This is a genomic window from Holophagales bacterium (assembly GCA_016719485.1).
Classification (GTDB): domain Bacteria; phylum Acidobacteriota; class Thermoanaerobaculia; order UBA5066; family UBA5066; genus UBA5066.
Window position 1 is genome coordinate 76,066 of sequence record JADJZB010000025.1, and the last position, 25,041, is coordinate 101,106.

14 protein-coding genes are annotated in these 25,041 nt (G+C 70.4%); 5 read left to right on the forward strand and 9 right to left on the reverse strand.

Annotated features, from left to right (window positions below):
• Positions 1-27 precede the first annotated feature (27 nt).
• On the reverse strand, positions 28-3,012 hold the full coding sequence (locus IPN03_17650) for a TonB-dependent receptor (protein MBK9375489.1): 2,985 nt from the start codon (positions 3,010-3,012) through the stop codon (positions 28-30).
• Between the two features lie 443 nt (positions 3,013-3,455).
• On the opposite strand from IPN03_17650, the gene IPN03_17655 reads away from it, so the two are divergent.
• Positions 3,456-3,986, forward strand: coding sequence for a hypothetical protein (locus IPN03_17655; GenBank protein MBK9375490.1), 531 nt, complete (start codon positions 3,456-3,458; stop codon positions 3,984-3,986).
• Between the two features lie 160 nt (positions 3,987-4,146).
• Here the strand turns inward: IPN03_17655 and IPN03_17660 are convergent, their stop codons facing one another.
• Both IPN03_17660 and IPN03_17665 read right to left on the reverse strand, forming a co-directional pair.
• A complete protein-coding gene (locus IPN03_17660; protein ID MBK9375491.1) occupies positions 4,147-7,497 on the reverse strand; it encodes a glycosyl hydrolase in 3,351 nt (1,116 codons plus the stop codon).
• A gap of 6 nt (positions 7,498-7,503) precedes the next feature.
• Positions 7,504-9,645 (reverse strand): S9 family peptidase, encoded by a 2,142-nt coding sequence (locus IPN03_17665; GenBank protein ID MBK9375492.1) that lies wholly within the window; start codon positions 9,643-9,645, stop codon positions 7,504-7,506.
• Between the two features lie 87 nt (positions 9,646-9,732).
• Here IPN03_17665 and IPN03_17670 point away from each other — a divergent pair, with 87 nt between their 5' ends.
• On the forward strand, positions 9,733-11,046 hold the full coding sequence (locus tag IPN03_17670) for a hypothetical protein (GenBank protein MBK9375493.1): 1,314 nt from the start codon (positions 9,733-9,735) through the stop codon (positions 11,044-11,046).
• Between the two features lie 7 nt (positions 11,047-11,053).
• Here IPN03_17670 and IPN03_17675 read toward each other — a convergent pair whose 3' ends face one another.
• On the reverse strand, positions 11,054-11,476 hold the full coding sequence (locus IPN03_17675) for a hypothetical protein (protein ID MBK9375494.1): 423 nt from the start codon (positions 11,474-11,476) through the stop codon (positions 11,054-11,056).
• 119 nt (positions 11,477-11,595) lie between these two features.
• On the opposite strand from IPN03_17675, the gene IPN03_17680 reads away from it, so the two are divergent.
• A complete protein-coding gene (locus tag IPN03_17680; protein ID MBK9375495.1) occupies positions 11,596-11,904 on the forward strand; it encodes a hypothetical protein in 309 nt (102 codons plus the stop codon).
• Here the strand turns inward: IPN03_17680 and IPN03_17685 are convergent.
• Genes IPN03_17685 through IPN03_17705 form a run of 5 tightly spaced genes read right to left on the reverse strand, consistent with a single transcriptional unit; the run spans position 11,897 to position 21,792 of the window.
• The gene (locus IPN03_17685; protein MBK9375496.1) at positions 11,897-12,412 is read right to left on the reverse strand and encodes a GNAT family N-acetyltransferase; all 516 of its coding nucleotides are present in this window, start codon (positions 12,410-12,412) and stop codon (positions 11,897-11,899) included. The two genes, IPN03_17680 and IPN03_17685, sit on opposite strands and share 8 nt — an antisense overlap.
• A 28-nt stretch (positions 12,413-12,440) precedes the next feature.
• Positions 12,441-12,965, reverse strand: coding sequence for a phage tail protein (locus IPN03_17690; GenBank protein ID MBK9375497.1), 525 nt, complete (start codon positions 12,963-12,965; stop codon positions 12,441-12,443).
• A gap of 22 nt (positions 12,966-12,987) precedes the next feature.
• Positions 12,988-13,491 (reverse strand): phage tail protein, encoded by a 504-nt coding sequence (locus IPN03_17695; GenBank protein MBK9375498.1) that lies wholly within the window; start codon positions 13,489-13,491, stop codon positions 12,988-12,990.
• Positions 13,492-13,501: 10 nt separating this feature from the next.
• Positions 13,502-14,002, reverse strand: a complete 501-nt coding sequence (locus tag IPN03_17700) for a phage tail protein (GenBank protein MBK9375499.1) — start codon at positions 14,000-14,002, stop codon at positions 13,502-13,504.
• 14 nt (positions 14,003-14,016) lie between these two features.
• The gene (locus IPN03_17705) at positions 14,017-21,792 is read right to left on the reverse strand and encodes a putative Ig domain-containing protein (protein ID MBK9375500.1); all 7,776 of its coding nucleotides are present in this window, start codon (positions 21,790-21,792) and stop codon (positions 14,017-14,019) included.
• Positions 21,793-22,110: 318 nt separating this feature from the next.
• On the opposite strand from IPN03_17705, the gene IPN03_17710 reads away from it, so the two are divergent.
• Both IPN03_17710 and IPN03_17715 read left to right on the forward strand, forming a co-directional pair.
• Complete coding sequence (locus IPN03_17710; protein MBK9375501.1) at positions 22,111-23,646, forward strand: TldD/PmbA family protein; 1,536 nt, start codon at positions 22,111-22,113, stop codon at positions 23,644-23,646.
• Between the two features lie 25 nt (positions 23,647-23,671).
• Positions 23,672-24,985 (forward strand): TldD/PmbA family protein, encoded by a 1,314-nt coding sequence (locus IPN03_17715; protein MBK9375502.1) that lies wholly within the window; start codon positions 23,672-23,674, stop codon positions 24,983-24,985.
• The last annotated feature ends 56 nt before the right edge of the window (positions 24,986-25,041 follow it).

Genomic DNA, 25,041 nt, shown 5'->3' on the forward strand with positions numbered 1-25,041 from the left:
CGGGAGATCACGGGAGAGGTCGCCGGACTAGAAGCGGACTCCCATCGACACGAACCAGAGACGCGTTCCCTGGAAGGAGCCCGAGCGGGAGAAGGCGTTCGCCGCGCCCGTCGTGGGCCGGCCGAAGTTGGCGCCCTTCTTCCAGTTCGCTCCCATCGCCCGGCACTCGGCCGCGGATGCGGTCTGGGGGCACTCGACCGGGGTCGTCGTGAAGGGGTCGAAGCGGACGAGACCCGCCGCGTTCGGCGTCGCTCCGGTCCCCACGGACACCGACGTGTTCGGGTACATGACGGCGTCGTTGTTGAAGAGGTTCAGGATCTGCGGCTGGACGAAGACCTCGACCGGCCCGATGTTCGCGCTCAGGTTGAGCGAGAGGTTCGTGGCCCACACGTCGTCCGTGCGGTAGGCGTCGCGCGACGTGAAGTAGTACTGAACGGTGGCCGGGGGCGCCGAGTAGCCGGGGTTCGTCACGTAGGCTCCGCTGTTGACGTTGCCGACGGCGCCGTACGGCGTCCCGCTGTCGTAGGACTGGACGAGGCCCGGCGTGATCCCGAGCATCCCGAGCCGGAAGTCGTAGCTCGCCAGGAGACGGACGCGGTGGCGCTGGTCCTGCGAGAGGTCGCCGCGGGGCGCGTTCCACGCGACGTCGAAGTACTCCGGGTAGTTGTCGAAGGTCGCGGCGAGCGGACCGCTGCCGGCGTTCTCGCCGACGAAGTTCCCGCGCATCCGGGACCAGGTCCAGTTCGCGGAGAGGTTGAGGCCTTCCATGCGCCACCCGACGGAGGAGTGCAGGCCCGTGTACTCGCGCTCCGGCTCGGTCGAGTTCTCGTAGAGGCCGAGGTCGTAGACGTTCCCGACCGAGTCCTCCACCTGGCCCGTCGACGTGTCGCGCCGGGTCGAGTAGAAGTTCGTGAACTTGCGGTGGACGCCGTCGACCCGGTAGACGAGGTTCGGCCCGAAGGACCCGCCGACGCCGAGGACGAACTCGTCGGCATAGGGCGAGTCGAGGCTGTCGCGGATCAGGAGGTTCACGCCCGGAACGGACGCCGTGTCGGCGGGGACGTTCGGGAACTGGTTCAGGCCGGTGACTCCGAGCGCCCCGAACATCGTCCGGAGGACCTGGTCGGTCGTGACGTACGGTCCGGTCGCGCCGTCGTTGATCGGAGCGCCCGTCCAGTAGTAGTAGTACGAGGCCGGCGCACCCGCCCCGGTGGCGCCGCTCCCGGCGAAGCCTTCCTGGACCTGCCCCACGTAGCGGGCGTAGCTCGCCGAGACGCGCAGCTTCCCGTCTCCCTTCACGTCGTAGCTCGCCGAGAGCCGGGGGCTGAACGCGCTGTCCTTGGCCGTCGTCATGCCGGCGGCGTCGGTGGCGTCGTTCTTGTCCCACCGGAGGCCGATGTTGAACGAGAAGCGGTCGTTGAGCCGCCACGAGTCGTTCACGAAGAGCGAGTTCGTCCGGATGTCGCTCCCCTGGCTGATCGACGGGATCGGCGCGAAGACGAGGTAGGAGCTCGAGTCGATCACGGGGTACAGGGCTCCGCCGCTGTACTGGACGGAGGACGGGTAGAGGAGCCAGGAGCTCCCGGACTGCCAGTTGTTGGACAGGCGCTGGCTGCCGAAGTTGTCGTACCCGAAGGCGATGTTGTGCGAGCCGAGGCTCTTCGTGGAGAGGAACCACGTGCCCTTGAGGAGGTAGTTGTCGTTGTTGCGCTCTTCACCCGCGCCGGGGCAGACGGCGCAGAAGAGGGGGGCGTACATCTGGGCCAGCCCCTGGTCCTGGATCAGGACCGCCGTGCCACCGATCAGCTCGTTGACGCGGCTCCCAGAGTTCTCGAACTTGAAGTTCTTGTTGGAGTACTGCGCCTCCACGAAGAGGTTCGACGTGAGGACGCCGTTGTAGTTCAGGGAGAGGAGGTCGTTCGGAAGCTGACGCGTGTGGATCGGTTCGAGGTCGAGGAGCGGCAGGGTCGTGAAGTAGTAGCCGTCCTGCTCGAGCGTGCTGTTCGTGTACGAACCGGTGAGGGTGTGGTTCTGGAAGGGGGTGATCGTCAGCTTCGCCTCGTACCGGGTGTCGGTGTTGGTGCGCGGGAAGGAGATGTTCGTCGGGGCCGCCGTCTGGCCCGAGAACTCGTTCTCGTTGTATCGCCCCGCGGCGAAGAACCAGGCACGGTCCTTCCAGATCGGTCCGCCGAGCGTGGCCTCGTAGGTCGGCGAGACCGTGTCGGCGTAGACGACCGGGATCGGCGACTGCGACTGCCAGTCGTCGTTGTTCAGGTTCACGCGGACGGACCCGCTGAAGGCGTTCCCGCCCTGCTTCGTCACCGCGTTGATGACGCCTCCCGTGAACCGGCCGTACTCCGCCGAGACGCCCGACGTCATCGTCGTCGTCTCCTGGATGGCGTCCTCGATGAAGAGGTTGTTCGGGGTTCCCCGGAGGTTGTCCTGGATGTTCACCCCGTTGATCGTCATGACGTTGTCGAACGACTGGGCGCCCGAGACCGTGACGGCGGCGCTCGGCCCGTTCGCGTTGACGCCGGGGCTCAGGACGACCGATGCGAGCAGCGTCCGGGCGACCGGGAGCTTCTTCGTCGTCTCGGCGGAGAAGGTCGTGGCGGCCTGGGCCGTCTGTGAGACCGACTCGCTCTGGGCGACGACCGTCGCCTCGGCGGCGACCGACGAGATGGAGAGCTTCGTGTTCACGGCGACCTGCTGGCTCGCCGAGACCTTGACGTTGCGCGTCACGGGCTGGAAGCCCGGCATCACGAACGAGACGACGTAGTCGCCCGGGGGCAGGTTCGGGATGGCGAAGTCACCGTTCACGTTCGTGACCGCGGTGCGGGTCCCCTGGAGCGCCGGCGACTTCGCCGTGACGGTCACTCCGGGCAGAACGAGACCCTCGGTCTCGGAGACCCGCCCGTTCAGGGTTCCGGTCGGCAGGCCCTGCGCCTGGGCGAGCGTCCCGACGAGAATCGGCAGGACGAGCAGGACGAGCCATTTCCCGTATCTGTTCATACACGTTCCTCCAGCCTGTCCGGCCGCGATTCCTCCGGGCCGGACGATGAAATCCGATCGATATCGAAACCCCGTCCACCGGGACGGGGCCGGGACACCGCCTCGCGCCTCTCGCTCGGCGGGGCATCGGGTGCACGGTGGTCGAGGCCGTTCGAAGAAACGCATGCTCATCTCCCGCCTTCCCGGGCAGGGACCCGGAGAAGGACTCCCAAACCTTCGGGCCGGAACGCCCGCGGCGAAAGAGAAAGGGGCCGAAAGCCCCGATTCGCGGGACGAAACCCGGAAACCGGGCGCTCGTCACGACGGCCGGAGGCGCCCCGTCCCGCCGTACGAGCTGGACGCGAGAGGGCGACGCGCCACACCGCCGGCTTCATCTTCGGGAAAGCCCGCTTCGTCCCCGGGGGGTGGAAGCCGGATCGGGGACACCGCAGCTTTCCTTCATCATGAGAAGCTCACCCGGCGCACTCCTCACCGCCGCGCTTCTCCTCGCGCCCGACGCGAGCGCGGAGAGGCCGTCACGGGACGTCTTCTACGTCGCGCTCCTCGCGGCGGCGGGCGCCGGCCTCGGCGAGATCGAGACGGCCGCGTGGCTCGTGAGGGGGCCTGACGGCCGCGAGACGCTCCTCCCGTGGCCGCCCGCCAGCCAGAGGAAGAGTCACGCCTGGAAGCGGCCGCTGCCCGCGGGCGCCGCCGCGCTCCTTCACACCCACCCCGCTTCGGAGAACCCTCGCCCTTCGGTACGCGATCGCGACGTGGCCCGCCGCATCCGCATGCCCGTCTATGCAATCAGCCGCTGGGCGATCTACCGGGCCGACCCCGACGGGACGGTCTCGCCCGTCGCGTCACCCTGCTGGACGCCGACGATCGACTGGACCGTCGCCAGGCGATTGCTCGCGGTCTCCACGGAGCGCGCTCTCGTCGCCGAGGCCTCGTCGGGCGGGCCGCGCCCGGACGTCGAAGGGGCGGTCCGGTGAGACCGCCCTCTTCGTCCCGCTTTTCGGTCGCTTCGTCCCGTGGGCGTTTCCCGCGGGACGAGCCGGCCCCAACTTCTCCCTGAGACCAAGGAGGGATTCAGAGAGCCTCTCCTGCCTCTCCATCCTCCGCGGGGGCCTCGTGCGAGGCCCCCCCTTTTTTCTACCTCAGCTCCGGAATCCTCCCGGGTGTCCAGGGCGCGCCGAGCGCCTCGGCCTTCGCCTCGAGGGCCGAGAGGTCCTTCACGACGGACCGGAGCGTCGCGAGCGCCGTCTCCAGCTCCCTTGCGGAGGTCTCGACCTCGCGCTCCTGCGTCGCCGTCGGCGCCGTCGTCGTCGACCAGTGCCCGTAGACGACGTTCTGCACGCGGTCGACGAGGCCCGGGAGCGCCGGCTCGCTGCGCCTGGCGAGAGTCGGATCGCCGTTCAGGGCGACGTCGAGGTCGGCGAGAACGACGCCGAGCCTCTTCACCTCGGCGAGGAGCTCGGTGCCGGCGGACGGTGTGTCGAGGAGCGCCTTCGACAGGTGATCGACACGCGACGTCGCCTCCTTCGCCGCCTCGACGGCGCCGAGAGCCGCGCGGTGGACGCGGGCCGTCTTCTTCGAGAACGCCAGGACCGCGGCCCGGTCGACGGGCCCGAGCGAAGAGGCCCCGAGCGGCACGACCGCGAAGGGCTGCGGCTCGCCGAGCGCCGTGACGACACCGTCGACCCTCTTCGCGAGCGACACGCGATAGGTCCCCGGCGCGACCATCGGGCCGCGCGGGCCGGGGCTCCAGGGGCTCTCCTCCCGCTCCTTCAGCTCCGTCGGGTTCGGCGCCGGGTGACGCAGGTCCCAGGCGACGCGCGCAAAGCCCGCCTTCGCGGGGGCGGTCAGCCGGCGCACGACGTTGCCCGTGTCGTCGGAGACGGTCAGGAGGAGCGTCGGCTCCTCCTCGCGGTCCTCGGCGCGCAGGGCGTCCCACGTCGGGTAGAGGACGTCCTCGCCCTTCTTCGCCTTCTCCTTCTCGGCCTCCTGGCGCGCCTTCTTCCGGCTCTTCAGGTCTTCCTTCAGGTACGTCGTGAAGACCGCGCCGTACGGCGGGTTGTCGGCTGCGTAGAACGACTCGCCCAGGAACGCCTTCCCCTTGAGGCCGTACGGCACGCGCGGAACGAAGGCCCACGCGTCGCGCACCGGGAAGAGGACCGCCTCTCTCGCGAGCGTCTCGGGCGTCGCGAGGCGCAGCGGCGCCAGGTCGTCGAGGACCCGGAAGCCGCGCCCGAACGTCGCGGCGACGAGCGCGTCCTCGCGCTCCTGGATGGCGAGGTCGCGGACGTTGATCACCGGCATGCCGCCCTTGAGCTGGATCCACTTCTTCCCGCCGTCGTGCGTGAAGAAGAGGCCGAACTCGGTGCCGCAGTAGAGGAGGCCGGGCTTCTTCGGGTCCTCGGCCACCGTGTAGACCGTCCCGCGCGCCGGGAGGTCGCCCGAGATGGGAACCCAGGTCCTGCCGCGGTCCGCGCTCTTCAGGACGTAGGGCTTGAAGTCGCCCCGCTTGTGGTTGTCGAACGCCGCGTAGACGGAATCCGCCTCGTGCGGCGAGGGGGCGAGGTCGGCGACGTAGGTCATCTCGGGAACGCCGGGGAAGGCCGCGACTTTCCGCCAGCTCCCGCCTCCGTCCTCGGTCACCTGGACGAGACCGTCGTCGGTCCCCGCGTAGACGAGGTCGGCCTTCTTCGGGCTCTCGGCGAGGGAGACGATGTTCCCCCAGAACGACGTCGAGGTGTTCTTGGCGACCGCGTCGACGCTCCAGACGCGCCCCATGACGGGCAGCCGGTTCCGGTCGACCTGCCGCGTCAGGTCGGGGCTGACCGCCTTCCAGCTGTTGCCGCGGTCGTCGCTCCGGAAGACGCGCTGCGCCGCGAACCAGAGGCGCGTCGGCGCGTGGGGCGAGATGAGGAGGGGCGAGTCCCAGTTCCAGCGCAGAGGCGCCTCGCCGGGCCCGGCCTGCGGCTGGATGTCGACCTGCTCGCCCGTCCTGCGGTCGAACCTCACGAGGGCGCCGTGCTGCGCCTCGGAGTAGACGATGTCCGGGTTCCCCGGCTCGATGGCCGCGAAGAAGCCGTCCCCCTGCTGCGTGACGAACCAGTCCTCGTTCCGGATGCCGTGAGCGTTGTCGGTCCGCGAGGGGCCGCCGAGCGTGAAGTTGTCCTGCGTTCCGCCGTAGACGTTGTAGAAGGGTTTCGCGTCGTCGACGGCGACGCGGTAGAACTGGGTGACGGGAAGGTTCGCCTTGAACTGCCACGTCGCGCAGCGGTCCCACGTCTCGTAGATGCCGCCGTCGTTGCCGTTCAGGAGGTGGTCGGGGTTCTCCGGGTCGATCCAGAGGGCGTGGTTGTCGACGTGCTTGGCCTTCTCGCCGGCGTTGCGCCACGTCTTCCCGCCGTCGTCCGTCACCTTCATGTAGACGTCCATCGAGTAGACGCGGTCGGCGTTCTTCGGGTCGGGGACGAGCTCCTGGTAGTACTGCGGCGAGCCGGAGCCGTAGTCGGCGCGCTTCTCCCAGCTCATCCCGGCGTCGAGCGAGCGGTAGAAGCCGCCGTCCTTGCCGCGGGCCTCGACGAGGGCGTAGACCGTGTCGGGCGCGGCCGGCGGGATCGCGAGGCCGATCCGGCCGACGTCCCCCTTCGGGAGGCCGTTCGACAGCTTCGTCCAGGTCGCCCCGCCGTCCGTCGACTTGTGGATGCCGCTCTCCGGTCCGCCGTTGATGAGCGTGAAGACGTGCCGCCGGCGCTGGTAGGCCGCCGCGTAGAGGACCTCGGGGTCGCGCGGGTCCATCCAGACGTCGCTGACGCCCGTCTTCGGCGAGATCGTCAGGACGGCCTTCCAGGTCTTGCCGCCGTCCGTCGTCTTGTAGAGACCGCGGTCGCCGCCGTCGGCCCAGAGCGGCCCCTGCGCGGCGACGTAGACGGTCTTCCCGTCCTTCGGGTGGACGAGGATCTTCCCGACGTGCTCGGAGGCCTCGAGTCCGACCTTCTCCCACGTCTTGCCGCCGTCGCGCGAGCGGTAGACGCCGTCGCCGTAGCCGACGCTGCGCTGGCTGTTGTTCTCGCCCGTACCGACCCAGACGACGAGCGGATTCGTCGGGTCGAGCGTCACGCAGCCGATGGAGAAAGAGCCCTCGAAGTCGAAGACCGGCTCGAAGGTCGTCCCCCAGTTCGTCGTCTTCCAGACGCCGCCCGAGGCGACGGCGACGTAGTAGGTGCCCTTGCGCAGCGGGTCGACGGCGAGGTCGCCGATGCGCCCCGAGGTGATGGCCGGTCCGAGGTCGCGCAGGGTCAGTCCGGCGAACGTCTCGGCCGAGAACGGCTCCTTCTTCCTGTCCGCATCCGCGTCCGCCTTGCCGGGCTTCGTGGCAGCGGACCGGACTCCGGACGGGGCCTTCGCAGGGACCTTCTCCTCGGCGGAGACGGTTCCCCCAGCGGCGAGGGAGACGGCGACAGCGAGGGCGAGGAGGGTGGAGCGCGTGCTCATGATGTTTCAGTTCCCTTTCGTGTGGGCGAGGACGAAGGCGTACTCGTCGGCGCGGGCCTCGACGGACGCCTTCACCATGTCGGCGCCGCCGTGGCCGGCGTTGCGCTCGATGCGCAGGAGGACGGGCCCGCCCGTCGTCGCCGCCTGCAGCGCGGCCGCGAACTTGCGCGCGTGCATCGGGTCGACGCGGTCGTCGCTGTCGGCCGAGAGGAGGAGCGTCGCGGGGTAGGCGGTCCCCTTCTTCACGGCGTGGTAGGGCGAGTAGGCGTGCAGGGCCTCGAACTGCCTCGGGTCCTCCGCCGAACCGTACTCGCTGATCCAGGTCCGGCCGGACCCGAAGAGGTGGTAGCGGACCATGTCGAGGAGCGGTACCGCGCAGAGGACCGCCGAGAAGGGCTTCGGGTCCTGCGTCATCGCCGCGCCCACGAGGAGGCCGCCGTTCGAGCCCCCGTAGATCGCGAGACGGTCGGGGCTCGTCACCTTCTCCGTCGAGAGCCAGCGGGCTGCGGCGAGGAAGTCGTCGAAGGTGTTCTGCTTCTTCAGGAGCATCCCGTCCCTGTGCCACTCCTCGCCGTACTCGCCTCCACCCCGGAGGTTCACGGCGGCCCAGACGCCGCCGGCCTCGAGCCAGGGGTAGAGCATCGCGGAGAAGTACGGCGTCTCGCTCACCTGGAAGCCGCCGTAGCCGTACAGGATCGCGCGGGACTTCCCGTCCCGCTTCAGGTCCCTGCGGTGGACGAGGAACATGGACACCTTCGTCCCGTCCTTCGACGGAAAGGAGACCTGCTCGACGACGTAGGGACTGGGGTCGACCGGGACCTTCAGCTTCGCGAAGACACCGAGCCGCCCGTTCTTCATCGACATCGAGTAGATCTCGCGCGGCGTCGTGTACGACTCGAACGTGAAGAACGCCTCGTCGTCGTCGGCCAGGCCCGACGGCCCCCCGACGGTCCCGAGGCCGGCCAGCTTCATCTCGCGGACGAACGTGCCGTCCAGCTCGCGGACCTCCAGGAGCGAGGAGGCGTCCTTCAGGTAGTTCAGGGCCAGCCGGCCCCCGAGGACCGCCACTCCCGCGATCGTCGCGTCGGGGCGCTGGGGGACGACCTCGCGCCAGGCTTTCCGGGCGGGCCTCGCGGGGTCGACCTCGTAGACACGCCCCCGCGGGGCGCCGTCGTCCGTCATCACGTAGAACCGGTCGCGAAAGGCCTCGACGCTCCAGTGCGCCGCCGTCCCGACGACGAGCGGGGTCCACCGGTCCGCCTGCTTCGGGTCCGACAGGTCGCGGAAGGACACGTCGGTCGACGACCACCCGTGCTGGACGGAGAGGACGAGCCAGCGCCCGTCGCGCGAGAGGGACGCGGAGACGAACGCCGTCGGGTCGCCGAGACGTCCGTGAACGACCCGGTCCGTGTTCGGGTCCTCCCCGAGCCGGTGGAAGCGGACCTCCTGGTAGCCGGGCCGCTCGTCGACCGGGATCTTCGGGTCGGTCGGGAGCCAGGTGTAGTAGAAGCCGCTCCCGTCGGGCGTCCAGGAGGCGCTCGCGTACTTGCCCCCCTCGATGACGTCGACCTCCGAGACCTTCCCCGTCTCCACCTCGACGACCCGCAGCGTCGCCTCGTCGGAGTTGTTCGCCTTCACCTGGTAGGCGACGCGGGTGCCGTCCCAGGTGGGCTGCCAGTCGCCGAGGGAGGCGCTCCCGTCCTTCGACCAGGTGTTCGGGTCGAAGAGGACCTTCTCCTCGCCGCTCTTGCCGTCCTTCCAGGTGACGACCGACTTCTCCCTCGTCGCGTAGCGCCTCTGGAGGAAGGTGAATGCGCCTCGCCGGATCGGAGCGGAGACGGAATCGAGGTAGGCCAGCTCCTTCAGCCGCGCGAGGAGCTTGCCGCGAACCGGGAGCCTTCCGAGCTCCCCGCGGGCGAGGTCGTCCTGCGCCGCCATCCACGATTTCACCTCGGGGGAGGAGGCGTCCTCGAGCCAGCGGTACGGATCGGGGACCGTCACCCCGTGCAGGACGTCCTTCACGTCGACGGCCCTCGTCGGCGGATAGGCGAGCCGGCTTTCTGCGGAGGCGCCCCGCGGAACGAGGACGGCGGCGAGCGCGCAGGCGAGGAGGAAGGCCGGAACGAGGTCCGTCGGAATCTGCTTCATGGGGAGACTCTCCTGATGAGGGGTCGTCATCGCGGTGGGACCGAGATCATCCCACGTCAGGGACGCGGGGGCGGCTACCATCGGCTCGTGAACCGGCTCGCCGTGCTCCTCGCCCTGGCTCACGTCTTCGGGCCTTCGACGGCCGCGGGCGCGACGCGCGCGGCGGCGACCCCTCCGGTTCCCGCACCCGGTCTCGCGTTCGCGGTCACCCTCGAGGGAAGCGGCGAGCTGCTCGCCTCCGGCCCGTTCCTCCTCCGAGTCCCCGGCGCGAAGGGCACTCTTCGTCTCGAGCTGTCCCGACTCGCCGTCGAGGGGGCCCGGCTTCGAGGGGAAGCCCGGCTCAGGAACGACACGGGTGTCCTCCTCGCGGGTCTGGCGCTGGACTTCGAATCGGCCCTGACCACGCCTGCGGGAGCGACGGAGCCCCACACCGCGACGCCGGTCGCCGTCTCCCTCGAAGAGCCTCTCCTTTTCGGCGAGCTCCTCGCCGGGGAGACGACGCCGCGCCTTTCGTTCGAGGTCGCCCCGGTCCCCCTCGGCCACGAGGTCGCCCTGGCGACCCTTCTCGGAGCGGTCCGGGGGCTCGCCGTCGAACCGAGCTTCGCCGTCGCCGGGGCCGTCCAGCCCGTGGCCCTCGACACGGACCGATACGGGCGGCTCTACGTGGCGACCGGAGGCGTCGGGCGCGTCCTGCGCCTGTCGGCGGCCAACGCGTCGGCCGCGGCGTCTCCGGCCGAGGCCGCCCGCCCCTCGCCCCCCCCGACGGGCATCGCCCTGCGCCGCAGGAACGGCGACCTCTTCGTGTCCACGGGAGACCGGATCATCCAGGTCCACAGGCCCGGCCGTCCGCGGCCCGCGACGCTCGACGCGGGCCGACCCGTGAAGACGCTCCGGATCGACGGAAAGCACGTCCTGCGCGCGGCCTCCGGCAACGCCGTCCTCGCATTCGACGAGGCCAAGGCAGGACCAGCTCGGGCCCTGGGCCCGGAAGGGGCCGAGGTCGTCTCGTTCGACGCGGACGCGCGCGGCGTCGTCCATGCCGTCGTGGCCGATGGGGTCGGTCGCCGCGTCGCCGTGTCGGGGGCGAGCGGCCCTGCACCCTTCTCCGCGAGGAAGGGCCCGGGGAGCGACGCTCTCGACGCCCCGTCCGCGTGCCGCTTCGACGGCGAGGGAACGCTGTGGGTCTCGGCGGTCTCCGGCGCGCCCGAGGGGACGGTCCTCGCGCGTTTCCTCGCGGACGGGACCCCGCTCGTCGCGCTCTCCCGACTCGCCCTCGGGCTCCTCCTCGGCAAGGAGGAAGGGGCCGCCGTGCCTGCGATCGTCGACCTCGCCCCCGGGGCCGACCGCGGGCTCACCGTCCTCCTCGAGGACGGTTCGGTCTTCGCGGTCCGCCCGTTCTGAGGCGCCGTCAGCGCGGAGGGTTCGCGGGCGCGAGGCTCGCGAGCAGGCAGAAGTCGGCACGGTAGAGGGGGGCTCCCGCGGCGTTCGATCCCGCCGGGACGAGGAACACGTCGCCGGCGCGACGTCCGTCCGCCGTCACCAGCCGCCAGGTCCCTTCGTTCAGCGCGAACCCCTCGTCCCCCGAGAAGACCAGTCGGAACTGTTCCACGGTCGCGTTCGAACGCAGTTCGTCCACGCGCTCGAGCCGGAGCGCCACGAGCGTGCCGCTCGAGCTTCGGGCGCGGAACGTCTCGCCAACGGAGCGCCGCAGGTCGACGGCCCCCTCCTCCTGGCCGACGGGCCGGGCCGACAACACCTCCGCACGGAGAAAGGCCAGGCCGGCGAGGCCGTACGTGGCGGCCGAGAGAAACGACTTCCGTGTGATGTCCATGTCACTCCTCACGCGGCGCGCGCCGGCGCCGCATCCATGCCGTCGCAGCGAGCCGGGTGCCCCCACGGTCTTGTCGAACGGTCCCCGCGCGGGCATCCTTCCCGCTCGCGGAGGTTCCCTTGCCCGAATCGCCCACCCCGGCCACGTACACGCCCCACGTCGGGACGGTCTTCGAGATCACGTTCACCGACGGAACCCTCGGGCTGACTCTCGCCTCCGTCGCATCCTCCGGCACGCGCGCGCCCCGGCCCGACGTTCCGGACCTGCGCACGGAGCCGTTCTCCCTGCTCTTCCTCGGCCCGCTCCATCCCGTCCTGCCGCAACGGACCTGGGACCTCGCGCACCCCGTTCTCGGCGTGCTCGCCATCTTTCTCGTGCCGATCGGCCCGATGGACGGCCGGATGCGCTACGAGGCGGTCTTCAACTGACCGCATCGCCGCTCCACGAGAGGAAGAGGTAGACCCCTTTGTCCTCGACGAGGCGGAACCCGAGCCTCTCGTACAGGGCGAGCGCGGGGTTCATCCGCTCGACGTGGATCGTGACGGACTTCCCCGCGGCCATCGCGCGGCGCTGCACGTCGCGGATCAGCCTCCTCCCGGCGCCGCCGCCGCGCGCCTCGGGAAGGAGCGCGACGTCGACGATCCGGATCTCGGACGGCCCTTCCCAGAGGTAGAGCCGCCCGGCGTCGCGGCCGTCGACGACGGCCACCTCGAACGTCGCTCCGACGTAGTGCGTCCTCCACCAGGCGTCCTGCGCGTCGAACTGCTGGCGGAGGAACGCTTCCTTCGCCTCGGCAGGCCACGGCACGGGCGCCAGCTCCTCCTCGCGGGTCGAGGCGTAGACGCGAAAGAGGAGGTCGCGGTCTGCGGGCGTCGCGGGGCGGAGGGAGACCTCGCGCGCGCCGCCTGCCGCCGTCTTCGGAGCTCCCTCGCTCAACGCCGCCTCCACGCCCGTCACGCCCCCGTCACGTCCGCGGCGGGAAGACGCCCTGCAGGGCGATGTTGAAGTAGAACGTGAGGTAGGGCTGAAGGTTGTTGTGCGGCTGGTCGCCGCCCGCGGGGGTCAGGGCCTCGGGAGCGAGCGGCGTCAGATTCTGGCTCGTGTTCCGGTAGGCGTTCGCGTTCTGGGACCGCGCGAGGACTCGTGCCGCCGACGGCGTCTGGAGGTCCGCGATGTCCGTGGCCGCCCTGAGGCTGTGCGCGTGGGCGGGGATCTCGCTCTCGAGAAGCGTGACCGTCTCGCTCCCGCCCGTCTCCCCGAGGTCGTGGAGCGAGAGACCCGGTCCCTGGCCCGGGTGCATCGGGGCGCGCCCCTGCAGGTCCGGCAGGGCGAAGTTGCTCTTGCCGTTCCCGCCGTACGTCGTCCCGAGGAGCGAGAAGAGGGCCGTGTTCTGGGAGAGGGGGAGGATCTGGCCGTCACACCAGGCCCAGCCCCTCGGGGCGAAGTTGAACGGAAAGATCCGGATCTCGGCGACGAACGGGTCTGCCATGAGCGGCTCCTTCTCTCCCGGATCAGGTCGGGGACGGGAAGATCCCGAAGAGGCTGATGATGAAGTCGACGCAGAGGTAGGGCTGGAAGTTCGTGTGGGGCTGGCTTCCGCCGACGGACGTCACGGACGAAGCGCTGAGGCTCGCCGACGCCGTATCCTCGATGTAGAGGTCCGCCGCGGCCGACTGCGCCGGCAGGGCCCCGGCCGGCGAGCTCGAGTTCGCGACGTTCGTCGAGGCGAGAAAGGCGTGGGAGTGCGCGGGGATCTGGTTCACCGTCAGGGTGATCTCCTCGGCTCCCCCCGATTCCGCGAGGATGAAGCTGTTGCCCTGGTGGATCGGAATCCGGCCGCGCAGGTCGGGCAGGGCGAAGGTCGACTGCCCGTCGCCCCCGTACGTCGTTCCGATGAGGTTGAAGAGCGTTTCGTTCTCGGAGACCGGCAGGAGCTGGCCTTCGCAGAACTGCCAGCCCGCGGGGGCGAAGTTCCCCGCGAACATCCGGATCTCGCCGACATAGGGTTGTGCCATCCGCGTCTCCTCAGTTCTGGCTCGGGAAGATGCCCTGCAGCGCGATGCAGAAGCTGAGCGTCAGGAAGGGCTGCATGTTCAGGTGAGCCTGGCTCCCCCCTGTGTTCGTGACCGTACTGGCCCCGAGCGCCGTCAGGCCCGAGGCCGCCGCGTAGAGCTGGCTCGGCGAGTCCGCGAGGACGTTGCCGACGGGGAGCGGCGTGTCGCCCTCGAGGGTCGTCGCCTGCGCGACGTGGACGTGGGTCGGCAGCTCGGCGATCGAGAGGGTGTGGGCCTGCTCGCCCCCTCTTTCCCCGAGCGTGTGCCCGCTCCCGACGTGGATCGGGGTCCGGCCGCGCAGGTCCGGGAGGGCGAAGTTCACGCGGCCGTCCCCGCCGTACGTCGTCCCGAGGAGTGAAAAAAGTGCCTGGTTCTCGTTGATCGGAAGGAGCTGGCCGTTGCAGAGGGCCCACCCCCTGGGGGCGAACACGAAGCTCATGAGCCGGATTTCGGAGAGGAAGGGTTCGGCCATTGTCGTCTCCTGTGTCAGGGGGCCGGGCAGGCGCCAGAGTTCTGGAAGCCGCTCCCGGCGAAGTCCGCGAGGACGCTGGCGCTGTTGTTCTGGTTCGAAAGGAAGGTCTGGACCGCGGTCATGTCGGTTGCCGACCCGCCGTAGGACTCGAGCCGGTACGTCGTCGAGAACCTCTGGCGGACGCGGATCCCGAAGACCCCGCCGACCGTGGTCGACGTGTTCTGCGCGACGTCCGCGCAGACGGTCCCGCTGTCGGCGGGCGGGCCCGACGTCGCGCCCGCGTCGATCCGGATCCCGTCGGCCGCGAGCGGGCTCGTCAGGGTCACGGTGTTGCTGCGCACCGTCGCGTTGAGTACGGAGTTCCCGTCGCGGTTGATCATCTCGATGCCCCGGTTCCCGATCTGCGAAACGTCGTTGCCCTCGACCTGGATCGTCAGGGCCGTCCCGTTGGAGCCGTTCGTGGTGACGCGGATGCCCGGGCCCGTCGTCGAGTTCGCGTTCGTGATGGTGTTCCCCGAGACCGTGCCGGTCATGGCCCCGGTCGCCTGGCTCGCGAGGTTGACGTTGATCGGCGAGGCGGTCCCCGGTTTCGTCGGCGCCGAGTAGGTCCCGTTCCCGATGGCGAAGAGGAAGGTCCCCGTCGAGTTGTGCGCGGCGTTGACCCCGATGTTGTTGTCGGTAAACGTCCCGCCGGTCGTCGAGAAGTCCATCGTCCCGCCGCCGTTCGTGATCACCTGGATCCCGTTCGCGCGGTTCCTCAGGAAGCTCCCGCCGACGACGTCGACGTTCATGACCGCCGTCCCGTCCGCCTGGAAGAGGACGCCGTTGTTGCCGGGCGAGACCGTCGTGTTGTCGCGGATCGTCGTGGAGGTCATCGTCAGCTGGGTGAGGGTCCCGGACTGGTTCCGGATCTTGAGGTTGTCCTCGTGGCCGCCGCTGATCTCGCAACTCGTGATGGTGACGGTCCCGGTCAGGCCGTTCCGCGCGCCTCCGGTCTCTCCGACCTCGGCGCCGAAGACGACCGAGCCCTCGTTCTCCGCCGCGCTGTTCCCGTTCGTCCCGCTCACGACGACGTTCGTCATCGCGAGGCCGGCGACGTCGAAGCCGCGGATCGCGAAGTTGCCGAATCCGTTCAGCTGCATCCGCTCGAGGGAGACGTTCGACGTGGCGTTCAGGAAGATGCCGATTCCGGTCGCGGTCTGCCCGTCCGTCCCGGTCTTGTTCGCGATCGTCCCTCCCGATCCGGCGCTTCCCGTCCCCGTGACCTTCAGGCCGCCGCCCGAGCCGGTCGTGTCGAGGATGATCCCGGTGCTCGACCCGCCGTTCGACGAGATGCTCCGGAACACCAGGTTGCCCGCTCCGATCGTCGTGTTCGCGACGTGGAGGGCCGTGCCCGTCGTCGTCGTGATCGTGCTCGCGGACCCCGTGACCGTGACCGTCCCTCCGCCGGTCGCCTTGAAGCCCGAACCCGACGTCGCGACGACGACGATGTTGTCGAAGCTGGCGCTCGTGTTCGCGAGGTCGATGGCGTCCCCGGCGGCCGAGGTCACGTTCACGTCGCTGACGACGACCCCGCTCCGGCCGTTCGCGGTGATCCCCTTGTTGCCTCCGCCGCTGACGTTCAGGTTGAAGCCACGGATGGCGGAGCTCGCATGGGCCGTCACCGTGGCCGGCGCGCCGCTGACCGTGGGACGCGCCTGGTTGATGGGCGGGCGCGTCGCGAGAACCCCCTGCGCGGGCAGAGAGATCCCGAAGAGCGCGTCGAAGCTGGCGCCCGGCACTCCCTGGCCGATGATCCAGCCGCCGGAGTTCAGGACGACACCGACGCCCGGGGAGTGCGTGCTGGCGTCCCCGATGAAGATCCGGGCGTTCGTCGAGGCGCCGATCGCCGTCAGCGCCGCGGTGAGGCTGCACTCGTTCCCCAGAGTGCAGTTCGCAGACCCCACGGCCGGGTTCTTCACGAAGTAGATCGCCGGTCCCGCCACGGCGAAGGAGACGGTGGCCGCGGCGCCGCTGACGCCGGGGCCAGGGAACCCGGTGTCCGCGACGTGGTAGGAGAAGCTCACCGTCGTGCCGGCCGCGAACGGCGGTGGCGTGAATACGAAGCTCCCGTCCGCGTTGATCGTCAACTGGCAACCCGTGCACAGCGTGTCCGGGGTCGTGACGATGGAGACGACCGAGCCGGCAGCCACCTCGTTCGCGACGTCCGTGCCGCCGAGCGTTCCGGCCGGGTACGTTATGGGGATACCGGCCTGCGCCGGAAGGTTCGCGCGGACGGTGGCCACCGGCGGATCGTTCACCGCCGTGACCGAGATGACGAAGCTCTGCGTCGGCGACGTGTCGATACCGCCGTTCGCCGTCCCGCCGTTGTCCTGGAGCGTGATCGTGATCGTCGCCGTGCCGTTCGCGTTCAGCGCCGGCGTGTAGGTGAGGACGCCCGCCGCGGAGATCGCCGGCCCGGCCGAGAAGAGCGCCGCGTTCGTGTTGTTCGTGACGCTGAAGACGACGGTCTGCCCCGACTCGGCCGGCGGCCCGGGCGAGATCGCCGTCGCCCAGCCGGCCACCGTCTGGGCGCCCGCATCCTCGAGAACGGCCTGGTCCGTCCCCTTCGTGAACGACGGGGCGTCGTTCACGTCGGTGACCGTGACGACGAAGATCTGAGCCGCCGAGGTGTCGACGCCGCCGTTGGCCGTTCCGCCGCTGTCGGAGAGGGTCAACGTGATCGTCGCCGTGCCCGAGGCGTTCGGGGCCGGCGTGAAGGTCAGGACGCCCGTCGGCGACACCGCCGGGGCGACGGTGAACAGCGCTGCATTGGTGTTCCCCGTGACGCCGAACGAGACCGTCTGCCCCGACTCGTCCGCAGGTCCCGGCAGGATGGCAGTCGCCCACGTGGCGGTCGTGTGAGCGCCGGAGTCCTCGAGGACCGTCACGTCGGATCCCTTGGCGAAGGACGGGACGTCGTTCACCGCCGTCACGGCGATGACGAAGGTCTGCGGGGCCGAAGTGTCCGCGCCGCCGTTGGCCGTCCCGCCGCTGTCCGAGAGCGTGATCGTGATCGTCGCCGTCCCGTTCGCGTTCGCCGCCGGCGTGTAGGTCAGGACGCCCGTCGGCGAGATCGCCGGCCCGGCCGCGAAGAGCGCCGCGTTCGTGTTCCCCGTGACGTTGAACGTGACCGTCTGCCCCGACTCGACCGGCGGCCCGGGCGAGATCGCCGTCGCCCAGCCGGCCACCGTCTGGGCGCCCGCGTCCTCGAAAGCAGCCTGGTCCGCCCCCTTCGTGAAGGACGGCGCGACGTTGACGTGGTTGAACGTGATCGTGAAGGTCTGCGCCGCCGACGTGTCGACGCCGCCGTTCGCCGTCCCTCCGTTGTCGCTCAGGGTGATCGTGATCGTCGCCGTGCCCCCGCTCGACGGAGTCGGCGTGTAGGTCAGCGTTCCGGTCGCGTCGACGGCCGGGCCGGCCGCGAAGAGGGACGGGTTCGTGTTCCCTGTGACGTTGAACGTGACCGTCTGCCCCGACTCGTCTGCCGGCCCCTTCGAGATCGCCGTGGCCCAGCCCGGCACCGTCTGCGCGGGGGCGTTGTCGAAGACCGTCTGGTCCGGGCCCTTCGTGAAGGCGGGGACGTCGTTCACGGCCGTGACGTTGATGACGAAGGTCTGCGCCGCCGAGACGTTCACTCCGCCGTCGGCCGTCCCGCCGTTGTCCGAGATCGTGAGGGTGATCGTCGCCGTCCCGTTCGCATTGGCGGCCGGCGTGTAGGTCAGGACGCCCGCCGGCGAGATCGACGGCCCTGCCGAGAAGAGGCCGGCGTTCGTGTTCCCGGTGACGTTGAAGGAGACCGTCTGCCCCGACTCGGACCCGGGACCGGGCGAGATCGCCGTGGCCCACGGGTTGACCGTCTGGGCGCCGGAATCCTCGAGGACGGTCTGGTCCGCCCCCTTGGTGAACGACGGGGCGTCGTTCACGTCGGTCACGTTGATGACGAAGGTCTGCGCCGCCGAGGTGTCGATGCCGCCGTCCGCCGTCCCGCCGTCGTCCGACAACGTGAGGGTGATCGTCGCCGTGCCCGAGGCATTCGCCGCCGGCGTGAAGGAGAGCGCGCCCGCCGGCGAAACCGCGGGAGCGACCGCGAAGAGCGCCGCGTTCGTGTTCCCGGTGACTGCGAAGGAGACGGTCTGGGCCGACTCGTCGGCCGGCCCGGTCAGGATTGCCGTGGCCCACGTGGCGGTCGTGTGCGCGGCGGAGTCCTCGAGGACCGTCACGTCCGCGCCCTTGGTGAAGGAAGGCGCGTCGTTCACGGCCGTCACGTTGATGACGAAGGTCTGGGCTGCCGAGGTGTCGACGCCGCCACTGGCCGTCCCGCCGTCGTCGGAGAGGGTCAGCGTGATCGTCGCCGTGCCGTTCGCGTCCGCGGCCGGCGTGAACGAGAGGGCTCCCGCCGGCGAAACCGTGGGAGCTGTCGAGAAGAGGGCCGTGTTCGTGTTCCCGGTGACATTGAAGGTGAGGGCCTGGCCCGCCTCCGGAGCCGGGCCGGTCGAAAGGCCCGTCGCCCACGGGTTGACCGTCTGCGCGCCCGAGTCCTCGTTCACCGTCAGGTCCGGGCCCTTCGTGAACGAGGGCGCGTCGTTGACGTCGGTGACCGTGATGACGAACGTCTGGGCGGCCGACGTGTCGACGCCTCCGTTGGCCGTCCCCCCGTCGTCGGACAGCGTGAGCGTGATCGTCGCCGCCCCGCTCGCGTTCGCCGCGGGGGTGAAGCCGATGACGCCGGCCGGCGAGACGGTCGGCGCGACCGAGAAGAGCGCCGGGTTCGTGTTACCCGTCACGTTGAACGTGAGGACCTGACCCGCCTCGTCGACCGGTCCGGCCGAGATCGCCGTCGCCCAGCCTGCGGTGTAGGGGCCGGAGTCCTCGAGGATGGCGACGTCGGGCCCCTTCACGAACGACGGCGCGTCGTTCACGGGCGTCACGGTGAGCGTGTAGGTGCGCTCACCGAAGCAGGCGGTCACGGGGTCGGTCGCCCGAACCGTGAACGTGGTGTCGCCCGGAACGGCGACGGCGCCGGCGAGGACTCCGGTGGCCGGGTTGAGCGTGAGGCCCGTCGGGAGCGTTCCGCTCGCGATGGAGAAAGTCGTCCCGGCGTTCCCGCCGGTCTGCGTCAGGGTGACCGTGTACGGCGTGTCCTCGAAGGCCGCGGCGAGCGCGGCCGGGTTCACCGTGATCACCGGGCAGCTCACGACGAGCGTCACCGCGACACTGCCGCTGCAGCCGAGCGTGTCCGTGGCGGTGACGGTGAACGGGAACGTCCCGACGACGGTCGGGGTCCCCGAGAGGACTCCGGTGCCCGCGTCGAGCGTGACGCCCGCCGGGAGGACGCCCGAGGTCACGGCCCAGGTCGCGCCGCCCGTCGCCCCCGCGGCAGTGAAGCCGATCGGCCCGTAGGCCGAGCCGGCCGTCCCCGCTGGAAGCGTTCCCGGGGTGACGACGAGGGTATTGCAGACGAGGATCGTGTACGTGGCCGTCCCCTCGCAGCCCGAGGAGTCGCTGAACCGAACGGAGACGGCGTAGCTCCCCGCCGCCGTCGGCGTTCCGGCGAGCTGTCCGCCCGTCGACAGGGCGAGGCCCGGAGGCAGACCCGTGGCGCTCCAGGTGCCCGCGCCCGACCCTCCCGCGACGGTGAGCCGCACCGGCGGGTAAGGCGCCGCGACCGTGCCGGCCGGGAGGCTGGGGGGAGCGATGCGGAGCGTGGGGCAGAAGACGCGAATCGTGTAATCGCGCGTGCCGGTGCAGCCGTTCGCGTCGACCGCCTTCGCCGTGAAGGCGAAGAGGCCGGCCCCTTCCGCGCTGCCGGAGATCTCTCCTTCCGCCGAGAGCGTCAGCCCCTCGGGGAGCGCTCCCGCCACGATCGTGAAGGTCGTCGGTGCGGTCGCGCCCGGAGCCGTCAGCGTCCGGAACGGGTAGACCGCGAAGGCGACGCCGTCCGGAAGCGCGGACGGCTCGAGACTCAGCGGGCCGCAGACGAAAAAGGACAGCGCACGCGTCTTCACGCAGCTCCCCTTGCGAATGACGAGGGTCGCCGACCGGGCTCCGGACGAGGCGAAGCTGCGCGAATACGACCGGACGTCCTCGTCGAGCTCGACCTCGGGCTCCCCGTCGAAACGAATCGACTGGGACGTCAGCTGGGCCGTCGGCGGGTCGACGTCGATCGTCCAGGAGAAAGTCGTCTCGACGCCGGGCTGGACCGGCTGCGGCGCCGCGCCGAAGGCGGTCACGGCGACCTTCGAGCAGTCGCCCCCTCCCGGCTGTGCGACGGGACGCGTGACCGCGTCCCCCGAGCCGTTGTCGATGCGGCTGACGAAGGCGTCGAGAGCGCCGGTCGCGACGGAGACGTCGATCCGCGCGTTCTCCGGGACCGTCGCCGGGGCGAGCCCGCCGACGCGCGCTCCAGCGCCTTCCGCCGTCGCGAACCAGTCCGCCACGCCCAGCTGGCCCCACTCTCCCGGGCCGCGCAGGAAGCCGGTCCGGCCGTGCTCGACCCCCGCGGCGTCGCGCAGGACGAGCTCTCCGGCGGCGCCGTCCGGACCGCCCACGATCGTGAGGTTGGTGCGGGCTCCGGGGACGTTCAACGTCTGGTCGATGCCGTTGAAGAACCCGACGCCACCCGCGCCGAGGAGCCCGGACGGCCACGACGTGACGAACTGCTGGGCCGAGAAGGTCCCCTTTCTCACGCCCGCGGGGTCGACGTTGTTCGTCCGCGCGGCGACGAGGAGCGCATCACTCCCCGTCACGCGCAGGGCGCACGCGGTCCCCTCCGGGAGGCCGAGAAGGGCGAGCACCCTCGCCACCTCGACGACACCTTTGGCCGGAAGCGGCACGACGGCGCTCGCCGCGCGAGAGGCGCCGACGGACTGGATCGTCGCGTCGAGGGCCGCCGAGCCGGGGTTGAAGAGCCGCAGGTCGGTGCTCCAGAACGAGCCGAGGTGGCCCGGGGAGAGGGCCGCGCCGGAGATGAGCCTGTCGGACGCCCCGGGAACGACCCGCTCGGCCTGGAGCGCGATCGCGTCGGACGTGACGTTGTCGTTCACGACGGCGTACGCCGTCGCCCGGCCCGCCTTCACCGCGAACTCCGCCCGGCCGACCGGCAGGTCGGTCCCGGCCCCGATCAGCGCCGTCGCCGGCTGCTGCCAGACCTCCGGCGTCGCGGCCGTCACGGTCACGGTTCCGGCCACGCGGCCCTCGGCGTCGAAGATGCGGACCTCGACGACGGTGCCGGGATCGGCGAGCGTGACGGAGAGGTTCGTGCGGTAGCCGGTGGCCGGGTCGGCCGACTGGCTGACCCAGATCGAGTGCCCCGTCTCGCCGGAACCGAGGAGGTCCGACGCCGGCACGGGGAGCAGCCCGAGTCCGTAGGCACCCTCTGGCGCCGCCACGTTGCGCGTGGAGAGGTTCGCCAGGAGCGGCTCGTCCGACGTCACCGTCAGCGTGCCCGCCGCGTCGCCGGTCAGGCCGAACAGCGTTTTCAGCGCTTCCGGAATCCTCAGGCTCTCGCCCGCCGCGAGCGTCCGCGTCACCGGGGCGGGCGCGACCTTCCCGGCCATGGCGACGAGCCCGATGGCGACAATCGTCCCGGTGTCGCCCGGGTTCGAGACCTCGAGCGTGGAGGAGAAGCGGGCGCCCGCGAGACCCGTCACCTCCGCCGCGCCCGGCAGGTAGGTCGTTTCGGCGGCGGCGAGTGTGGCTGTACCGAGGAACGCCGCAAGGGCGATGCGGAGCACGGGTCGGATCGTCATCTCTCAGGCCTCTCGCAATGGATTCCCCGCCCTGGCGGGGAAAACGGGTATCCGGGTTCGACCCGGGACTGCAGGTGGGTCTCGTCGGAGGGTGGAGGGTGTGATCCGGCAACGCCGGAGGAGGTTGAAAGGGACGCTACCACGTTCCGCGGCAGATGGGATGAAGTCGCAGAACAGGGCTCGAAAGGGTCCTGATTGAAACCTTCCTTCCGATGCCGCGTAGCCGGAGGAGCGTCGCGGGACGTCGTGAAGCGCTTCTGTGGCGGCCTGTCACACTCTGGATCGAGGAGGACTTGCCGGATGACTGACAATCCCGGAATGTCGAGACGAAAGCTGATCGGTCTCGGGGCGGCGACACTCGCCGGGGCCGCCCTGCCCGACGCACTCTTCCACCTCTCCTCGGCGGCCGCGGCGGCCGTCGGCCCCACCGAGGGCATCGGCTACTTCGCCCGCTTCGGCGTGACGGAGAAGATGCTCCGCGACGGCCTCTCCGCCGCGCTGTCCCGCGGGGCCGACTACGCCGACCTCTTCTTCCAGCACCGCGTCGCCAACGGCCTCGGGCTCGAGGACGGCGAGGTGAACAGGGCCTCCACCTCGGTCGAGCTCGGTGTCGGCGTCCGCGCCGTCAAGGGGGACCAGACCGGGTACGCCTACACCGAAGACCTCACCCTCGAAGCGCTCGTCCAGGCCGCGAAGACGGCCGCCGCGATCGCCGACGGACCGGCGAAGGCCGGTCCGAAGGGGCTGAAGGTGGGTGCCGCCCTCCCCGCCCGCTATCCCGTGAAGACCCGCTGGGAAGACGTGCGCCCGCAGCAGAAGCTGCCGCTCCTCTCCGGCCTCAACGAGAAGGTCCTCGCGGCCGACAAGCGGATCCGCAAGGTGAACGTCAGCTTCGGCGACGAGGCGGGCGCCATCCTGATCGCCGACTCGAACGGACGGATCGTCGAGGACCTGCAGCCGATGACGCGACTGTACCTTTCTTGTGTCGCCGAGCAGGACGGCAAGAAGGAGACGAACGGCTACAACGTCGCCGGACGCGCCGACATCGGCTTCTACTCGCCCGAGAGGCTCGACCGCATGGTGAAGGAGGCGGTCTCCAGAACGGTCGTCCTCTTCGACGCCGTCACCCCGCCGGCCGGAGAGATGCCGGTCGTCCTCGCCGCCGGAGCGTCGGGGATCCTCCTCCACGAGGCGATCGGCCACGGCATGGAGGCCGACTTCAACCGCAAGGGGGTCTCCATCTTCTCCGACCGGATCGGCAAGCCGGTCGCCGCGAAGTTCGTGAACATCGTCGACGAGGGGACGCTGCCCGCCGCCCGAGGGGCCATCAACGTCGACGACGAGGGGAACCCGGTCGGCAAGACGATGCTCGTGGAGAACGGCATCCTCACGACCTACCTCCACGACGCGATCTCCGCCAGGCACTACAAGGTCAAGCCGACCGGCAACGGACGCCGCGAGAGCTACCGCTACGCGCCCCTGCCGCGCATGCGCGCGACCTACATGCTCCCGGGCCCGCACAAGAAGGACGAGATCATCGCTTCGGTGAAGAAGGGGATCTACTGCACGAACTTCACGAACGGGCAGGTCCAGATCGGCGCGGGAGACTTCACCTTCTACGTCAAGAACGGGTTCCTCATCGAGGACGGCAAGCTGACGACCCCGATCAAGGACGTCAACATCATCGGCAACGGCCCGAAGGTCCTCGAGAAGATCGACATGGTCGCCGACGACCTCGCCGTCGACGAGGGGGGCTGGACGTGCGGCAAGGACGGCCAGTCGGTCCCGGTGTCGCAGGGCATTCCCACCGTGCGCGTCGCGTCGATCACCGTCGGCGGACGCGGGAAGGCGTGAGGTGAGCACCATGGCACAGCAGGACATGCTCGCCGCCGCCCACGCCGCCGTGAAGACCGCGCTCGGCAAGGGGGCGCAGGAGGCCTCCGCGCGCACCTACCGCGTCCGCGAGGTCAACGTGAAGTGGCGCGACGGGAAGCTGGAGCAGATCGACGAGGCGACGACCCGCGGACTCGGCCTCTCGCTCTACGTCGACGGCCGCTACTCGAGCGTCTCGACGAGCGACCTCCGTCCCGAGGCGCTCGACACGTTCATCGGCGACTCCGTCGTCCTGACCCGGGCCCTCGCGAAGGACCCCTTCCGGGCCCTGCCCGACCCGAAGCTCTACGAGGGCCAGGCGAAGGTCGACCTCCTGCTCGAGGACCCGAAGTACTCCACGGTGACCCCCGAGCAGCGGCGGTCCGTCGCGAAGGAGATCGAGGCCGCGGCCCGCTCCGTCAAGGGGGCCGAAGCGATCCTCTCCGTCACCTCGAACTTCAGCGACACGCTCGCCGAGACCTGGCGCGTCACCTCGAACGGCTTCTCCGGCGCGCGGCGCGACACGTCGTTCTTCATCTCGGCCGAGGTGAGCGTGAAGGACCCCGACGGCCGCAAGCCGGAGGACTACGCCTACGGCGGCTCGCGGTTCGTCGCGGAGGTCCCGAAGGCCGACCAGGTCGGCCGCGAGGCCGCAGAGCGCGCCATCTCCCGCCTCGGAGCGAAGAAGGGCGAGTCGGCGGTGCTGACGATGGCCATCGAGAACCGCGCGGCGGGCCGCCTTCCCTCCTACCTCCTCGGCCCCCTCTCGGGCGGCGCCCTCCAGCAGAAGCGCTCGTTCCTCGAGGGCAAGCTCGGCCAGCCGATCGCGAGCCCCCTCCTCACCCTCGTCGACGACCCTCTCGTCCCCAAGGGGTTCGGCTCGCGCCTCTTCGACGGCGAGGGGATCGCCGCGAAGCGGATGCCGGTCCTCGAGGCCGGCGTCCTGAAGACCTACTTCATCGACACCTACTACGGGAAGAAGCTCCAGATGGCCCCGACCACCGCCGGGCCGTCGAACCTCGTCTGGACCCTCGGCGACAAGGACCAGGCGGCCCTCCTCGCCGCGATGAAGGACGGCATCCTCGTCACCGGCTTCCTCGGCGGCAACTCCAACGGCCTCACCGGCGACTTCTCCCTCGGCGTCCAGGGCTTCCGCGTCCGCGGCGGCAGGATCGCCGAGCCCGTCGGCGAGATGAACATCGCAGGCAACCACCTCGACCTCTGGAAGAAGCTCGCCGCCGTGGGCAACGACCCCTACCCCTACTCCTCCATGAAGACCCCGACCCTCGTCTTCGAGGGCGTCCAGTTCGCGGGGACCTGACGGGAGGACGGGCCGCCCGAGCGGCTGAAACAACGGAACCCGAGGGCCGGTCCGAA

What these genes read in the sequence shown, in the direction of transcription:
- IPN03_17700 (MBK9375499.1), bottom strand. Translation starts at nt 14,002, where the DNA reads ATGGCCGAACCCTTCCTCTCCGAAATCCGGCTCATGAGCTTCGTGTTC.
- IPN03_17660 (MBK9375491.1), bottom strand. Translation starts at nt 7,497, where the DNA reads ATGAGCACGCGCTCCACCCTCCTCGCCCTCGCTGTCGCCGTCTCCCTC.
- IPN03_17715 (MBK9375502.1), top strand. Translation starts at nt 23,672, where the DNA reads ATGCTCGCCGCCGCCCACGCCGCCGTGAAGACCGCGCTCGGCAAGGGG.
- IPN03_17655 (MBK9375490.1), top strand. Translation starts at nt 3,456, where the DNA reads ATGAGAAGCTCACCCGGCGCACTCCTCACCGCCGCGCTTCTCCTCGCG.
- IPN03_17650 (MBK9375489.1), bottom strand. Translation starts at nt 3,012, where the DNA reads ATGAACAGATACGGGAAATGGCTCGTCCTGCTCGTCCTGCCGATTCTC.
- IPN03_17695 (MBK9375498.1), bottom strand. Translation starts at nt 13,491, where the DNA reads ATGGCACAACCCTATGTCGGCGAGATCCGGATGTTCGCGGGGAACTTC.
- IPN03_17675 (MBK9375494.1), bottom strand. Translation starts at nt 11,476, where the DNA reads ATGGACATCACACGGAAGTCGTTTCTCTCGGCCGCCACGTACGGCCTC.
- IPN03_17690 (MBK9375497.1), bottom strand. Translation starts at nt 12,965, where the DNA reads ATGGCAGACCCGTTCGTCGCCGAGATCCGGATCTTTCCGTTCAACTTC.
- IPN03_17705 (MBK9375500.1), bottom strand. Translation starts at nt 21,792, where the DNA reads ATGACGATCCGACCCGTGCTCCGCATCGCCCTTGCGGCGTTCCTCGGT.
- IPN03_17665 (MBK9375492.1), bottom strand. Translation starts at nt 9,645, where the DNA reads ATGAAGCAGATTCCGACGGACCTCGTTCCGGCCTTCCTCCTCGCCTGC.
- IPN03_17710 (MBK9375501.1), top strand. Translation starts at nt 22,111, where the DNA reads ATGTCGAGACGAAAGCTGATCGGTCTCGGGGCGGCGACACTCGCCGGG.